Source organism: Pseudomonas vanderleydeniana, assembly GCF_014268755.2.
Classification (GTDB): Bacteria; Pseudomonadota; Gammaproteobacteria; order Pseudomonadales; family Pseudomonadaceae; genus Aquipseudomonas; species Aquipseudomonas vanderleydeniana.
Genome location: NZ_CP077093.1, coordinates 6,384,108 through 6,399,663, shown reverse-complemented (window position 1 = coordinate 6,399,663; position 15,556 = coordinate 6,384,108). Strand labels below are relative to the sequence as shown.

Here is a 15,556-nt window from a genome sequence, read left to right as displayed (position 1 = left end):
GACCCCGTTCAGTCAGGCGGTAATTCGTGTGGGCGCTACGGTTCAGGCGCCCAGTTCACGGACCAGCGAATCACGGGTGATCTCGCTGATCGACTTGGCGCCGGTGAGCACCATGGCAACGCGCATTTCCTTCTCGAACAGCTCCAGCAGGTTCTTCACGCCCGCTTCGCCAGCGGTGGCGAGGGCGTAGAGGAATGCCCGGCCGATCAGCACGGTATCGGCGCCGAGGGCGATCATGCGCACCACGTCGAGGCCGCTGCGGATGCCGGAGTCGGCGAGGATCTTCAGCTCGCCCTTCACCGCGTCGGCAATCGCCGGCAGGGCGCGGGCGCTGGACAGCACGCCGTCGAGCTGGCGACCGCCATGGTTGGAGACGACGATGCCGTCGGCGCCGAATTTCACCGCGTCCCTGGCATCCTGCGGGTCGAGGATGCCCTTGATGATCATCGGGCCGTCCCAGAACTCGCGGATCCACTCCAGGTCCTTCCAGGAGATCGACGGGTCGAAGTTGGCGCCGAGCCAGCCGATGTAGTCGGCAAGGCCGGTCGGGTTGCCGCGATAGCGCGAGATGTTGCCCAGGTCATGCGGCTTGCCCAGCAGGCCGACGTCGAGGGCCCAGCGCGGGTGGGTCATGGCTTGCCAGACCCGGCGCAGCGGCGCGTTCGGGCCGCTCATGCCGGAGTGGGCATCGCGGTAGCGGGCGCCGGGTACCGGCATGTCCACGGTGAACACCAGGGTGGTCACGCCGGCGGCCTTGGCCCGCTCCAGGGCGTTGCGCATGAAGCCGCGGTCTTTCAGGACGTAGAGCTGGAACCACATCGGCCGGTCGATGGCCGGGGCGACTTCCTCGATCGGGCACACCGACACCGTCGACATCGTGAAGGGGATGCCGTGGTCGGCGGCCGCGCGGGCGGCCTGGACTTCGCCACGGCGGGCGTACATGCCGGTCAGGCCGACCGGGGCCAGGGCGACCGGCATGCTCAGGGTCTCGTTGAACAGCCGGGTTTCCAGGCTCAGTTCGGACATGTTCTTCAGCACGCGCTGGCGCAGGGCGATGCCGGCCAGGTCCTCGACGTTATGGCGCAGGGTGTGCTCGGCGTAGGCGCCGCCGTCGGCATAGTGGAACAGGAACGGAGGCAGCTTGCGTTGGGCGGCTGCGCGATAGTCGGTAGAGGCGGAAATGATCATGGGAACTCGCAGCGTGGGTTGACGGGGTACGGCTGTCGGGGCCTACGAGAGACCCCGACATCCTCACGTTAGTGCACCAGCATGCCGGTGAAAACGTAGGCCTGGGCCAGCGTGATCAGGCCGACGATGGTGGCGAAGAACAGACTGTGCTTGAGCGTGAAGCGGAACAGGTCGGATTCCTTGCCCACCAGGCCGGTGGCGGCGCAGGCGACGGCGATCGATTGTGGCGAGATCATCTTGCCGGTGACGCCGCCGCTGGTGTTGGCCGCGACCAGCAGGGTGTCGTTGACGCCGATCTGGTGTGCGGTGGTGGCCTGCAGCGAGCTGAACAGGGCGTTCGACGAGGTGTCCGAACCGGTCAGGAACACGCCCAGCCAGCCGAGGAACGGCGAGAAGAACGGGAACGCGGCGCCGGTCGCCGCCAGCACCAGGGCCAGGGTCGAGGACATGCCCGAGTAGTTGGTGACGAAGGCGAAGGCCAGCACCATGCCGATGGACAGGATCGGCCAGCGCAGCTCGTAGAAGGTCTCCTTCAAAGTGGTCAGACCAGTTTTGAAGTCGATCTTGAGGATCAGCATCGACACCAGCGCGGAGAAGAAGATCGCGGTGCCGGTGGCGGAGATCGGGTCGAGCTTGAACACCGCCGGAATCGGCGTCGGGTTGGCGACGATCGGCGCGGTCTTGATCACCAGTTGGTCCAGGTGCGGCACGGCGAAGTTGAACACGCTGCTGTACATCGCGCCGCCAGTGGCGAACATCGCCTTGAACGACTTCAGCGTCCAGATCGTTACCAGTACGGTGAGGATCAGGAACGGCGACCAGGCCTTGAAGATCTGGCCCAGGCTGTAGGGCGAGGCCAGGGTATTGCGCGGCTGGCCAAAGCCGCCGGCGCTGGCGGTGACCGCGGCAGCCGAGGTGGCACCGGCGATCTGCGCACCGGCGGTACGGCGCGGTTGCCAGACTTTCAGGAACAGGGTCAGGCAGACCAGGCTGGCCAGTGCCGAGGTGATGTCCGGCAGTTCCGGGCCGATGAAGTTCGAGGTGAAGTACTGGGTGACGGCGAAGCTCAGGCCGGCAACCAGCGCGGCCGGCCAGGTTTCGCGCACGCCGCGCAGGCCATCCATCATGAACACCAGCCAGAACGGCACGAACAGCGACAGCAGCGGCAATTGGCGGCCGGTCATGGCGCCGATCTTGAACGCATCGATACCAGTGACCTGGCCGGCGACGATGATCGGGATGCCCAGGGCGCCGAAGGCCACGGGTGCGGTGTTGGCGATTAGGCACAGGCCGGCGGCGTACAGCGGGTTGAAGCCCAGGCCGACCAGCAGGGCGGCGGTGATGGCGACCGGCGCGCCGAAGCCGGCGGCACCTTCCAGGAACGCGCCGAAGCAGAAGCCGATCAGCAGCACCTGCAGGCGCTGGTCGTCGGTGATCGACAACACCGAGCTGCGGATGATTTCGAACTGACCGCTCTTGACCGTCAGTTTGTAGAGAAACACCGCGGCAACGATGATCCAGGCAATCGGCCAGAGGCCATAGGCGAAACCGTAGCCGGCCGCAGCCAGCGCCATGTCGACCGGCATCTTGAAGGCGAAGATCGCCACCAGGATCGCCAGCGCCAGGGTAATGCTGCCCGCCACGTGCCCCTTGAGACGGAACACTGCCAGGGCCAGGAAGAAGAACACGATGGGAATGACGGCCGCGAGAGCGGACAGGCCGAGGCTGCCGAGCGGGCTGTAGAGCTGTTGCCAGGTTTGCATATGGGGTGGCCCCTAATTGTTGTTGGTAGGCGCAGATAAACCGATTTGGGTAATTGGTAATACCAATTTACAATCGTTGAGCGCTAGGTTAAAAGCCTTGCAGGGCATGTGTCAATTTGCCGCCCTGAAACTTTCGTCGCAGAGGCGGTTGGGAAAGGGGCTGATCGGGTGATTTATGCGCTGTCTGGTGGGTGCTGGCGCGGCGCCAATAGGCCAGAATAGGCAGCCCCGGCAAGGGTTCGGGAGCGTGAGGAGTGAGTGATGGGGTTTGATCAGATTCGTCAGCGCCGTTTGTCTGACGATATTGTCGAGCGGCTCGAGGGGATGATTCTCGAGGGCACGCTCAAGCCCGGTGAGCGCCTGCCGGCCGAGCGTGCGCTGGCCGAGCAGTTCGGCGTGTCGCGGCCGTCGTTGCGCGAGGCGATCCAGAAGCTGGTGGCCAAGGGGCTGCTGGCGAGCCGGCAGGGTGGTGGCAACTATGTGGTGGAGACGCTGGGCTCGACGTTCAGCGATCCGTTACTGCACCTGTTGGAAAACAATCCCGAGGCCCAGCGCGACCTGCTCGAATTCCGCCATACGCTGGAGGCGTCCTGCGCCTACTACGCGGCACTGCGCGCCACCGAAGTGGACCGCGATCGGCTGCGGGTGGCGTTCGAGCGACTGCAGAGCTGTTATGCACGGGCGGATGAGGTGAGCCGGGCGGAGGAGGGCGAGGCGGATGCGAACTTCCACCTGGCGATTGCCGAGGCGAGTCATAACGCGGTGTTGCTGCACACGATTCGTGGGTTGTTCGATCTGCTCAAGCGCAACGTGGTGACCAACATCGGTGGGATGTACAAGCAGCGCACGGAGACGCGCGACATGCTGATCAGTCAGCACCGGGAGTTGTACCTGGCGATCATCGAGGGGCGGGCCGAGCAGGCGCGCGAGGTGTCGAGCCGGCATATCCTGTATGTGCAGGAGGTGCTGGAAGAGGTGCGTCAGGAAGTGCAGCGGGTGGCGCGGGCGGAGCGGCGCAAGGGGATTTGAGCGGGTGATTGTGTTCGTTCAGGTGGCAAGGAGGTTGCCGGTAGATTCTTCGCGGATGAATCCGGCTCCCACAATGATCGCGTCGTGCACGACGCAAATTCTGTGGGAGCCGGATTCATCCGCGAAAGGGGCAATGGGACCTAGTCTTCCTTGCCCTTGTTGCGCACCGCGCGCTGCAGTTCGCGACCAGCGTCGCGTTCGCGTTCGGTATCGCGCTTGTCGTATTCCTTCTTGCCCTTGCCCAGGGCAATCTCGCACTTGACCAGATGCTTGCTCCAGTACAGCGAGAGGCACACGCAGGTGTAGCCCTTCTGCTGTACGCCGGCGAAGATCTTCTCCAGCTCGCGCTGGTTGAGCAGCAGCTTGCGCGTGCGCGTCGGGTCGGCGATGACGTGGGTACTCGCGGTGGTCAGCGGCGTGAAGTGGCTGCCGAACAGCCAGGCTTCGCCATCCTTGAGCAGCACATAACTGTCGACCAGTTGTGCCTTGCCCGCCCGCAAGCTCTTTACTTCCCAACCGGCCAGGACCAGGCCAGCCTCGAACCGTTGTTCGACGAAGTAATCGTGGCGCGCCTTTTTGTTTTGCGCGATGGTCCCTGTGGGGTGTTTCTTCTGTTTAGCCATAGGGGCGGCATTATAGGGGGTTGCGCGTCCGTCGGCTACGGTGAAGCTGCGTGCTTGAGCGCGTAGGATGAATCCCGGACAATGCGCCCTCTTTTGTATGCTGCCCAGCCGTGGAATTGACGCTGACATGACGACCCATATTCAACGTTCGGCCTTGCTGCCCTATCCGGCACAGGCGCTTTATGACCTGGTGAACGACGTCGCACGTTATCCGGAATTCCTGCCGTGGTGCTCGGCCTCCCAGGTGCTGGAGAGCTCGGACGTGCACATGCGCGCCACGCTGTCGGTGGCCAAGGGTGGCCTGAGTCAGCAGTTCGTGACCCGCAATACCCTGGTGCCGGGACAGTCGATCGAGATGAATCTCGAAGAGGGTCCGTTCACCCAGTTGCATGGTGTCTGGGTGTTCAAGGCGCTGGGTGAGAAGGCCTGCAAGATCAGCCTCGACCTGACCTTCGATTACGCCGGGCCGATCGTGCGGGCGACTCTCGGGCCGTTGTTCAACCAGGCGGCGAATACGCTGGTGGATGCGTTCTGTCAGCGGGCGAAGCAGATTAATGGCTGAGTCGCGGGTCGCCATCGAGGTGGTGTACGCCGAGGTCGGGCGTCAGTGCCTGCTGGAGGTTTCGGTGCCGGTGGGGACGACCTTGCGGGCGGCAGTTGGCTTGTCGGGGATGGCCGAGCAGTTTCCCGGGGTGGATCTGTCGGGTTGCCCGTTGGGGATTTTCGGCAAGGTGGTGAATGACCCGGAGGTCAGGGTCGTGGTCGAGGGAGATCGTATCGAGATCTATCGACCGCTGCTGGCGGATCCGAAAGAGGTGAGGCGGCTACGGGCGGAGAAGGCGGCCAAGGCTCGGGCGCAGAACTTGTAGGCGCATCGATCGTTCCCACGCCCCTGCGTGGGAACGCAGCCGGTGACGCTATGCGTCACAACGGCAGACGCCGAGCGTCTAGAGAGGCATTCCCACGCGGAGCGTGGGAATGATCAAAACCTTATTCAGGACTAGGCAGGGTGATATTGCCTATGGTGCAGGCTGCTCAGTGTGGCGAGCGGGCTTGCCCGCGCTGGGTGCAAAGCACCCCAAAACCTGCGGGTTGCGCCGTCTCAGGCGATACGGCTGCGGCTGCGTTGCAGCCGAGCGCGGGCAAGCCCGCTCGCCACAAAACCTGCTCTTATCCCGAGAGTTCGGCTTTCATCACGGTAAACCTGCTGACCGCTGTCAGCAGGCTTTTCTCGCGATTGGCTGCTCCGTAGGGTGTCGAGGCTGCTTTCGATCGTTCCCACGCTCCTGCGTGGGAACGCAGCCGGTGACGCTATGCGTCACAACGGCAGACGCCGAGCGGCTAGAGAGGCATTCCCACGCGGAGCGTGGGAACGATCAAAACCTTATTCAGGACGGGGCATCAACAAATAAAAAAGCCCGGACATGCCGGGCTTTTTTTGCGTCGCGATATTACTGCGGTGAGGTATCCAGCGGCTCCGGGGTCGGAACCGGCACGGTTTTCACGCCATCGACGTCTTTCTGGATCTGATCGAGCAGCGAACCTGGCTTGGCTGGCTTCTCTTTCTTCTTCGGTGTTTCGACGTTCTGCGCCGGAGCTTCGACCGTCGTGCCGCTGTCCTTGCCGAGAATGGCTTCGTCACGGCTCACGCCGGGCATGAAGTCGCCCGCCAGGCTCATGAGCTTGTCGTCGTCACTGAAAATCAGGCTGACACGTTCCTGCTGGCGCTCACCGCCACCAGGCTGCAGGCTGTACAGGTAATCCCAGCGATTGGCGTGGAATGTGTCGGTCAACAGGGGGTTGCCCATGATAAACCGTACTTGCCGTCGGGTCATTCCCGGGCGCAACTGGTCTATCATGTCCTGCGTGACGACATTGCCCTGTTGGATGTCGATTTTGTAAACCCCGGGGAATGAACAACCGGCGAGTGCGAGCAGTCCCACTAAGGTGAAACTGGTTAGCAAGAGCTTGGTGTTTTGCATCGGTGGGCGACTTCCACTATCTTGGCTGGGACAACGTAAACCCCGATCATACCCGTATTAAGAGAAGCTGCGAAGCAGCATCGGCGAGAAAGCTGACCATGGTTGAAAATAGCGAACTACGCAAAGCTGGCTTAAAAGTGACTCTGCCACGGGTCAAGATTCTACAGATGCTCGATTCCACCGAGCAGCGTCACATGAGCGCCGAGGATGTGTACAAGGCGTTGATGGAAGCTGGCGAGGATGTCGGCCTGGCGACGGTCTACCGTGTATTGACCCAATTCGAAGCGGCCGGGCTGGTGGTCCGTCACAACTTCGATGGCGGCCATGCCGTGTTCGAGCTGGCGGACGGCGAGCATCACGATCACATGGTGAACGTGGATACCGGTGAAGTCATCGAGTTCATCAACCCGGAAATCGAGAAGCTGCAGCGCGCCATTGCCGAAGAGCATGGCTTTGAGCTGATCGATCACAACCTGGTGCTGCACGTACGCAAGAAGAAGTAATCCTGCGTTACGGATTCAGGTCCGGTGAAGCGAGCGAAGGCGACCCCAGGGTCGCCTTCGTGCTTTTTTATTACCAGAAATGTTCCGGCTTGGAGATTGGCCTCCATTCAGCTTTTGGCCGTGACCACCATCTTCTTCGCGTGAGCGAGGGATTCCTTGGTGAGGTCGATGCCGCCGAGCATGCGCGCGACTTCCTCGACCCGCTCGGTCTTGCCCAGCTTGGACACGGCCGTGTGCGTGGCATTGCTGCCGCGAACCTTGTGTACGAATAGATGATGGTGGCCCTGGGCGGCAACTTGCGGCAGGTGGGTCACGGTCAGCACCTGCCCGCGGTCGCCGAGGCGTCGCAGCAGTTGGCCGACGATTTCCGCCGTCGGGCCGCCGATGCCCACGTCCACTTCGTCGAATACCAGGGTCGGGATGCGCGAGGTCTGTGCGGTGATCACCTGGATCGCCAGGCTGATGCGCGACAGCTCGCCACCCGAGGCGACCTTGGCCAGGGCTTTCAGCGGCTGCCCCGGGTTGGCGCTGACCAGTAGTTCGACCTGTTCAAGGCCATAGGGCAGCGGCTCGTCGCTGGTGTTGGCGTGCAACTCGATGTTGAAGCGTCCGCCGGGCATGCCCAGACGCTGGATTTCCTGTTCGACCGCGCTGGCCAGGCCGGTGGCGGCTTCGCGGCGCAGTTCGCTGAGTTCGCGGGCGCGTTCCTGGTAATGTCGGGCGTAGGCGGTCAGTTCTTCGCCGAGGCGTTCGATGGCCTCGTCGTTGGCGTTCATGGTTTCGATTTCGTCCAGCAGCTTCTGCTGCAGGGTCGCCACTTCGGTCGGCTGGATGCGGTGCTTGCGTGCCAGGGTATAGATGGCATCCAGGCGTTCCTCGAGATACTGCAGGCGGCCCGGGTCGGCGTCGAAGTGGTCGACGAAGCGGTTCAATTCGCCGACGGCTTCTTCCACCTGGATCTGCGCGCTGGCCAGCAGGTTGGCGGCTTCACCCAATGCGCCGGAGCCGTTGCTGACGCTGGTCAGGCGATTGAGGCAGGAGGTGAGGGCGTGCAGCACGTTGCCCGAATCGCTCTCGCTGCATTGCTCGACCACCTGGCGGCAGACACCGAGCAGGGTCTCGGCGTTGGTCAGGTTCTTGTGTTCCTGTTCCAGCTCTTCCAGTTCGTTTTCGCCGAGGGCGAGGTTTTCCAGTTCTTCGAGCTGGTAGCTGAGCAACTGGTGGCGCGCGCGCTGCTCGTCGCCGGAGTTGGACAGGCGCTCCAGCTCCTGGCGGGTCTGGCGCCAGCGTTGGGCAGCGAGCTGTACCTGGCGGGCGAGGTCGGTCGCGCCAGCGTACTCGTCGAGCAGGCGGCGGTGGGTGTCGGTCTTGAGCAGGGACTGGTGCTCATGCTGGCTGTGGATATCGATCAGCAGCTCGCCCAGGGCCTTGAGGTCGCCGAGGGGGCAGGTCGAGCCGTTGATGTAGCCGCGTGAGCGTCCTTCGGCGGTGATGACCCGACGCAGGATGCACGGGCCGTCGCTGTCCAGGTCGCGTTCGGCGAGCCAGCTGCGTGCTTCCGGGATGTCCTGCAGGTCGAAGGTGGCGAGGATGTCGGCCTTGTCCGCGCCGGGGCGCACCACGCCGCTGTCGGCCCGGTCGCCAAGGGTCAGGCCGAGGGCGTCGAGCATGATCGACTTGCCGGCACCAGTCTCGCCGGTGATGACGCTCATCCCGCGGTCCAGTTCCAGGTCGAGATGCTCGACGATTGCGTAATTGTGTACGGACAGGTGCACCAGCATGAAGGCCGCTCCCAGGTTCATGTCTGGTTATTTATACAGTGTTTTCATTTTGCCTGACAATGCCCGGCCTTAGTTCGATTCGCTTGAATGGCCGGCTTTTTTAGCGCGATCGGCGATGCATGGGGTCCATCGATCGGGCGGGGTGCATTTTTTTCGGCACTTGAACCTGGAAAATGCGGCCCCATATACGGGGGCAGAAGCGCGGGCCAAGCCCGCGGACGATATTGAAAGGAGGTTTTTATGGCTGACGAACAGAATCTGGATGCGCAAAATCAGGAAGCCAATCAGGCGGCCGAGGCTTCGAGCGATGACCTGGCAACCCGCGTGCAGGCGCTCGAAGAGCAGCTGGCCGCTGCCCAGGATCAAGGGCTGCGCGTAGCCGCCGACCTGCAGAACGTTCGCCGCCGTGCCGAGCAGGATGTCGAGAAGGCGCACAAGTTCGCCCTGGAAAAATTCTCCGGCGACCTGCTGCCGATCCTCGACAGCCTGGAGCGCGGCCTGGAGCTGTCCAATCCCGATGACGAAAGCATTCGCCCGATGCGCGAAGGCATCGAGCTGACCCTGAAGATGTTCCAGGACACCTTCAAGCGCCACCAGCTGGAAGCCATCGACCCGCACGGTGAGCCCTTCAACGCTGCGCTGCACCAGGCCATGGCCATGCAGGAAAGCGCCGACGTCGAGCCGAACAGCGTGCTGAAGGTGTTCCAGAAGGGCTACCAGCTCAACGGTCGCCTGCTGCGCCCGGCCATGGTGGTGGTGAGCAAGGCGGTCGCCCCGGTTTCGCCGACTATCGACGAGCAGGCTTGAAATCGGTCGTAGCGACCCCATCTATAAGTCAAGCGTTTAAGTGCTACCGCAGTTGGCCATAACCGCTGCGGCAAAAAAATCCAAGTTTCGGGAGAGTGAAATGGGCAAAATTATCGGTATCGACCTGGGGACTACCAACTCCTGCGTCTCCATTCTGGAAAACGGCAACGTCAAGGTGATCGAGAACGCCGAAGGCGCTCGGACCACGCCGTCGATCATTGCATACGCCAACGATGGCGAAACCCTGGTTGGCCAGTCGGCCAAGCGCCAGGCCGTGACCAACCCGCACAACACCCTGTACGCGGTAAAGCGTCTGATCGGTCGCAAGTTCGACGAAGAAGTCGTACAGAAAGACATCAAGATGGTGCCGTACAAGATCGCCAAGGCCGACAACGGTGACGCCTGGGTTGAAGTGAACGGCCAGAAGATGGCGCCGCCACAGATTTCGGCTGAAATCCTGAAGAAGATGAAGAAGACCGCCGAAGACTACCTCGGCGAGGCCGTGACCGAAGCGGTGATCACCGTTCCGGCCTACTTCAACGACAGCCAGCGCCAGGCGACCAAGGACGCCGGTCGTATCGCCGGTCTGGACGTCAAGCGCATCATCAACGAACCAACCGCCGCCGCTCTGGCCTACGGCATGGACAAGGCCAAGGGCGACCACACCGTCATCGTCTATGACCTGGGTGGTGGTACCTTCGACGTTTCCGTGATCGAAATCGCCGAAGTCGATGGCGAGCACCAGTTCGAAGTACTGGCAACCAACGGCGACACCTTCCTCGGTGGTGAAGACTTCGACATCCGTCTGATCGACTACCTCGTCGACGAATTCAAGAAAGAAAGCGGCATGAACCTCAAGGGTGACCCGCTGGCGATGCAGCGCCTGAAGGAATCCGCCGAGAAGGCCAAGATCGAGCTGTCGTCCTCGCAGTCGACCGACGTCAACCTGCCTTACATCACCGCCGATGCCTCGGGTCCGAAGCACCTGAACGTGAAGATCTCCCGCGCCAAGCTGGAGTCGCTGGTGGAAGACCTGGTTCAGCGCACCATCGAGCCTTGCCGCATCGCCCTGAAAGACGCCGGTATCGACGTCGGTTCGATCAACGACGTGATCCTGGTCGGCGGTCAGACCCGCATGCCTCTGGTGCAGAAGCTGGTTACCGAGTTCTTCGGCAAGGAAGCACGCAAGGACGTGAACCCTGACGAAGCCGTGGCCATGGGCGCTGCCATCCAGGGCGCGGTACTGGCCGGTGACGTGAAGGACGTTCTGCTGCTGGACGTCAGCCCGCTGACCCTGGGTATCGAAACCATGGGTGGCGTGATGACTGCGCTGATCGAGAAGAACACCACCATCCCGACCAAGAAGTCGCAGGTGTTCTCGACTGCCGACGACAACCAGGGCGCCGTGACCATCCACGTTCTGCAGGGCGAGCGCAAGCAAGCCGCACAGAACAAGTCGCTGGGCAAGTTCGACCTGTCCGAGATCCCGCCAGCACCCCGTGGCGTGCCACAGATCGAAGTGACCTTCGACATCGACGCCAACGGCATCCTGCACGTCGGTGCGAAGGACAAGGCCACTGGTAAAGAGCAGAAGATCACCATCAAGGCCAACTCGGGTCTGTCGGATGAAGAAATCCAGCAAATGGTTCGCGATGCCGAGCTGAACGCCGAGGAAGACCGCAAGTTCGAAGAGCTGGCTGCCGCTCGCAACCAGGGCGACGCACTGGTGCACTCGACTCGCAAGATGGTCGCCGACGCTGGCGACAAGGTGACCGCGGAAGAGAAGACCGCGATCGAAGCGGCCGTGGTTGCCCTGGAAGCCGCCGTGAAGGGCGACGACAAGGCTGCCATCGACGCCAAGGTCGAGGAGCTGTCCAAGGTCTCCGCGCCTGTGGCCCAGAAGATGTACGCCGAACAGGGCGCCAAGCCTGAGGCCGGTGCACAGCCTGCCCAGGAAGAGGCGCACAAGGACGACGTCGTCGACGCCGAGTTCGAGGAAGTCAAAGACCACAAGTAATCAAGGCTTGTTGGTCGGCCGGTTGACTGCGTTTGCGCGGTGACTGGTAGGATGTCGCCGCGCGGGAGCTTGCTCCCGCGTTGGCGTGTCTGGAGTACGCAAATTTTTACAGCATGCGACAACGCTCGGGTGCTGGCCTCAGGGGCAATTTATGGCAAAGCGTGACTATTACGAGGTATTGGGGGTCGAGCGTGGCTCCAGCGAGGCGGAGCTGAAAAAGGCTTATCGTCGTCTTGCGATGAAATATCACCCGGACCGCAATCCGGATGACAAGGCTGCGGAAGAGAAATTCAAGGAGGCCAACGAGGCCTACGAGGTCCTGTCCGATTCCAGCAAGCGTGCCGCCTACGACCAGTACGGTCATGCCGGTGTCGACCCGAGCATGGGCGGCGGCGGTGCCGGTTTCGGCGGGCAGAACTTCTCCGATATCTTCGGCGATGTGTTCAGCGATTTCTTTGGTGGTGGTCGCGGCGGTTCCCGTGGCGGCGCCCAGCGTGGCAGTGACCTGCGCTACACCCTGGAGCTGAACCTGGAAGAAGCGGTGCGCGGTACCACCGTGAATATCCGTGTGCCGACACTCGTCAACTGCAAACCGTGCGACGGTTCCGGCGCGAAGAAGGGTTCTTCGCCGGTGACCTGTCCGACCTGCGGCGGTATCGGTCAGGTGCGCATGCAGCAGGGCTTCTTCTCGGTGCAGCAGACCTGCCCGCGCTGCCATGGCCAGGGCAAGATCATTTCCGATCCGTGCGATTCCTGCCATGGTCAGGGGCGCGTCGAAGAGTACAAGACCCTGTCGGTCAAGGTGCCAGCTGGCGTCGACACCGGCGACCGCATTCGCCTGTCCGGCGAGGGCGAGGCGGGTACCCAGGGTGGTCCGACCGGCGACCTGTACGTGGTGATCAACGTGCGCGAGCACGACATCTTCCAGCGTGACGGCAAGCACCTGTACTGCGAGGTACCGATCAGCTTCGTCGATGCCGCCCTGGGTGGCGAACTGGAAGTACCGACCCTCGATGGTCGGGTCAAGCTGAAAATTCCGGAAGGTACCCAGACTGGCAAGCAGTTCCGTTTGCGTGGCAAGGGTGTGGCGCCGGTGCGTGGCGGTGGTGCGGGCGACCTGATGTGCCGCGTGGCCGTCGAGACGCCGGTGAATCTGAGTCGTCGTCAGCGCGAGCTGCTGGAAGAGTTCCGTGCCTCGCTGGATGTCGACAGTTCCCATTCGCCCAAGGCCAGCGGTTGGTTCGAGGGCATGAAGCGCTTCTTCGGCGATCTGTAAGGGGCGTTTATGCGACGTATAGCTGTAATGGGCGCCGCCGGGCGCATGGGCAAGATCCTGGTCGAGGCGGTGCAGCAGCAGGTGCCGGTCGCCGGCCTGACGGCTGCGGTGGTGCGTCCGGGCAGTTCGCTGGTCGGTGCCGATGCTGGTGAGCTGGCTTCGCTGGGGCGCATCGGCGTGCCGTTGTCCGATGCGCTGGACAAGGTGGCTGAAGAGTTCGATGTGCTGATCGACTTCACCCTGCCGGAAGTGATGCTGAAGAACCTGGCGTTCTGCCGCAAGGCGGGCAAGGCCATGGTAATCGGCACCACTGGCCTGACGGCCGAGCAGAAGCAGTTGCTGGTGGAGGCGGGCAAGGAGATTCCGATCGTCTTCGCCGCCAACTTCAGTGTGGGCGTCAACCTGTCGCTGAAGCTGCTCGAGCTGACTGCCCGGGTGCTGGGTGAGGATGCGGACATCGAGATCATCGAGACCCATCACCGGCACAAGGTCGACTCGCCTTCGGGGACGGCCATGCGCATGGGCGAGGTGATCGCCGATACGCTGGAGCGTGACCTGCAGAAGGTGGCGGTCTACGGTCGCGAAGGGCATGTCGGCGCGCGGGCGCGTGACACCATCGGCTTTGCCACCGTACGCGGTGGTGACGTGGTGGGCGATCACACCGTCTTGTTCGCTACCGAGGGTGAGCGCCTGGAAATCACCCACAAGGCCTCGAGCCGCATGACCTTCGCCAAGGGGGCCGTACGTGCGGCGCTGTGGCTGGATGGCAAGGCGGCCGGCCTGTACGACATGCAGGACGTGCTCGACCTGCATTGATCTGAGTGATGTTCCCCCTGCTTTCACTTATGGGGGCAGGTCCTGTGAGGCGGTGCAGTCAGGCCTTGTGGGAGCCGGATTTATCCGCGAAGCTTTTAGCGACCTTGAGATGGCTAAAGGCTTCGCGGATAAATCCGGCTCCCACAGGGTAGGCTCCCACAGGGTAGGCTCCCACAGGGTAGGCTCCCACAGGGTAGGCTCCCACAGGGTAGGCTCCCACAGGGTAGGCTCCCACAGGGTAGGCTCCCACAGGGTAGGCTCCCACAGGGTAGGCTCCCACAGGGTAGGCTCCCACAGGGTAGGCTGGGTGTTCTCGAAACCGCTTGGCGACGTCCTGTCGCATTCTCCAGCCTTTAAGGCTCATTAGCGGTGGATTAAAAAAGCGTTTTTCTGTAAGCTACAGCTTTAGTGTGTCCACTAAAAGCGCGCAGAATAATTCAGTGAAAGAAGCGGGGTGACGTGTCCATACGTCACTCCGCTTTTTTACAACCTGCGATCGCCCTTTCAGGCTTTATTTACGGGAGGTCTTCTTGACTAAGCCAGCCATACTTGCCCTTGCTGATGGCAGCATTTTTCGCGGCGAAGCCATTGGAGCCGACGGCCAGACCGTTGGTGAGGTGGTGTTCAACACCGCAATGACCGGCTATCAGGAAATCCTTACCGATCCTTCCTACGCCCAACAAATCGTTACCCTGACCTACCCGCACATCGGCAACACCGGCACCACGCCGGAAGACGCCGAGTCCAACCGTGTCTGGTCGGCTGGCCTGGTCATCCGCGACTTGCCGCTGGTGGCGAGCAACTGGCGTAACACGATGTCCCTGTCGGACTACCTGAAGGCCAACAATGTGGTGGCCATCGCCGGTATCGACACCCGTCGCCTGACCCGCATCCTGCGTGAGAAGGGCTCGCAGAACGGCTGCATCCTGGCCGGCGACAACATCACCGAGGAAGCGGCCATCGCCGCAGCCCGCGGCTTCCCAGGCCTGAAGGGCATGGACCTGGCGAAAGTCGTCAGCACCAAGGAAGCCTACGAGTGGCGTTCGACGGTCTGGGAATTGAAGACCGACAGCCATGCGACCATCGAGGCCGCCGACCTGCCTTACCACGTCGTGGCCTACGACTACGGGATCAAGTCGAACATCCTGCGCATGCTGGTCGAGCGCGGTTGCCGCGTCACCGTGCTGCCGGCCCAGGCGCCTGCGAGCGCGGCGCTGGCCCTGAACCCGGATGGCGTGTTCCTGTCCAACGGCCCTGGTGATCCGGAGCCTTGCGACTACGCGATCCAGGCGATCAAGGAAATCCTCGAGACCGAGATCCCGGTGTTCGGCATCTGCCTGGGTCACCAGCTGCTGGCCCTGGCCTCCGGCGCCAAGACCATCAAGATGGGTCACGGCCACCACGGTGCCAACCACCCGGTACAGGACCTGGACTCCGGTGTCGTCATGATCACCAGCCAGAACCACGGTTTCGCCGTGGACGAAGCGACCCTGCCAGGCAACGTCCGGGCTATCCACAAGTCGCTGTTCGACGGCTCGCTGCAGGGCATCGAGCGTACCGACAAGAGCGCGTTCAGCTTCCAGGGCCACCCTGAAGCCAGCCCGGGCCCGAACGATGTGGCACCGCTGTTCGATCGCTTCATCAATGAGATGGCCAAGCGTCGTTGATTGCCTGAATGCCCAGGGCGGCCCCGCGATGCGGCGGCCCCCTCGGCCACTTCAAGGATTGTTCAACGGCTTGCCGACTGACCCGCGGATTTGAGTGACAAACC

At 62.5% G+C, this 15,556-nt stretch carries 14 protein-coding genes; 9 read left to right on the top strand and 5 right to left on the bottom strand.

What is annotated here, in order from left to right; genetic code table 11:
• Positions 1-42 precede the first annotated feature (42 nt).
• Complete coding sequence (lldD, locus tag HU752_RS28805) at positions 43-1,188, bottom strand: FMN-dependent L-lactate dehydrogenase LldD (protein WP_186683002.1); 1,146 nt, start codon at positions 1,186-1,188, stop codon at positions 43-45.
• A gap of 68 nt (positions 1,189-1,256) precedes the next feature.
• The gene (locus HU752_RS28800; RefSeq protein WP_186683000.1) at positions 1,257-2,951 is read right to left on the bottom strand and encodes a lactate permease LctP family transporter; all 1,695 of its coding nucleotides are present in this window, start codon (positions 2,949-2,951) and stop codon (positions 1,257-1,259) included.
• Positions 2,952-3,212: 261 nt separating this feature from the next.
• Between HU752_RS28800 and HU752_RS28795 the strand changes: the two genes are divergently transcribed.
• Positions 3,213-3,980 (top strand): GntR family transcriptional regulator, encoded by a 768-nt coding sequence (locus HU752_RS28795; RefSeq protein WP_017904111.1) that lies wholly within the window; start codon positions 3,213-3,215, stop codon positions 3,978-3,980.
• Positions 3,981-4,120: 140 nt separating this feature from the next.
• Here the strand turns inward: HU752_RS28795 and smpB are convergent, their stop codons facing one another.
• Positions 4,121-4,603 carry an SsrA-binding protein SmpB gene (gene smpB / locus HU752_RS28790; RefSeq protein WP_010447282.1) on the bottom strand — a complete coding sequence of 161 codons (483 nt, stop codon included), beginning with the start codon at positions 4,601-4,603 and terminating at the stop codon, positions 4,121-4,123.
• A 127-nt stretch (positions 4,604-4,730) separates the two neighbouring features.
• Between smpB and HU752_RS28785 the strand changes: the two genes are divergently transcribed.
• Positions 4,731-5,165 carry a type II toxin-antitoxin system RatA family toxin gene (locus HU752_RS28785; protein ID WP_017904112.1) on the top strand — a complete coding sequence of 145 codons (435 nt, stop codon included), beginning with the start codon at positions 4,731-4,733 and terminating at the stop codon, positions 5,163-5,165.
• Positions 5,158-5,472, top strand: a complete 315-nt coding sequence (locus HU752_RS28780; protein ID WP_186682998.1) for an RnfH family protein — start codon at positions 5,158-5,160, stop codon at positions 5,470-5,472. The genes HU752_RS28785 and HU752_RS28780 overlap by 8 nt, the downstream gene beginning before the upstream one ends.
• Before the next feature lie 582 nt (positions 5,473-6,054).
• On the opposite strand, the gene HU752_RS28775 is transcribed toward HU752_RS28780, so the two are convergent.
• On the bottom strand, positions 6,055-6,585 hold the full coding sequence (locus tag HU752_RS28775; protein WP_186682996.1) for an outer membrane protein assembly factor BamE: 531 nt from the start codon (positions 6,583-6,585) through the stop codon (positions 6,055-6,057).
• A 98-nt stretch (positions 6,586-6,683) separates the two neighbouring features.
• Here HU752_RS28775 and fur point away from each other — a divergent pair, with 98 nt between their 5' ends.
• Positions 6,684-7,088 (top strand): ferric iron uptake transcriptional regulator, encoded by a 405-nt coding sequence (fur, locus tag HU752_RS28770; protein ID WP_186682995.1) that lies wholly within the window; start codon positions 6,684-6,686, stop codon positions 7,086-7,088.
• A gap of 107 nt (positions 7,089-7,195) precedes the next feature.
• Here fur and recN read toward each other — a convergent pair whose 3' ends face one another.
• Complete coding sequence (recN, locus tag HU752_RS28765) at positions 7,196-8,869, bottom strand: DNA repair protein RecN (RefSeq protein WP_186683191.1); 1,674 nt, start codon at positions 8,867-8,869, stop codon at positions 7,196-7,198.
• Positions 8,870-9,109: 240 nt separating this feature from the next.
• Between recN and grpE the strand changes: the two genes are divergently transcribed.
• The 5 genes from grpE (at position 9,110) to carA (ending at position 15,452) form a co-directional block, all read left to right on the top strand.
• The gene (grpE, locus tag HU752_RS28760) at positions 9,110-9,676 is read left to right on the top strand and encodes a nucleotide exchange factor GrpE (RefSeq protein WP_186682993.1); all 567 of its coding nucleotides are present in this window, start codon (positions 9,110-9,112) and stop codon (positions 9,674-9,676) included.
• Positions 9,677-9,776: 100 nt separating this feature from the next.
• Positions 9,777-11,693: a molecular chaperone DnaK gene (gene dnaK, locus HU752_RS28755; protein WP_186682991.1), complete on the top strand. Its 1,917-nt coding sequence runs from the start codon at positions 9,777-9,779 to the stop codon at positions 11,691-11,693.
• 151 nt (positions 11,694-11,844) lie between these two features.
• Positions 11,845-12,969: a molecular chaperone DnaJ gene (gene dnaJ / locus HU752_RS28750; protein WP_186682989.1), complete on the top strand. Its 1,125-nt coding sequence runs from the start codon at positions 11,845-11,847 to the stop codon at positions 12,967-12,969.
• Between the two features lie 9 nt (positions 12,970-12,978).
• The gene (gene dapB / locus HU752_RS28745) at positions 12,979-13,785 is read left to right on the top strand and encodes a 4-hydroxy-tetrahydrodipicolinate reductase (protein WP_186682987.1); all 807 of its coding nucleotides are present in this window, start codon (positions 12,979-12,981) and stop codon (positions 13,783-13,785) included.
• A 530-nt stretch (positions 13,786-14,315) separates the two neighbouring features.
• A complete protein-coding gene (gene carA, locus HU752_RS28740; RefSeq protein ID WP_186687527.1) occupies positions 14,316-15,452 on the top strand; it encodes a glutamine-hydrolyzing carbamoyl-phosphate synthase small subunit in 1,137 nt (378 codons plus the stop codon).
• Positions 15,453-15,556 lie beyond the last annotated feature (104 nt).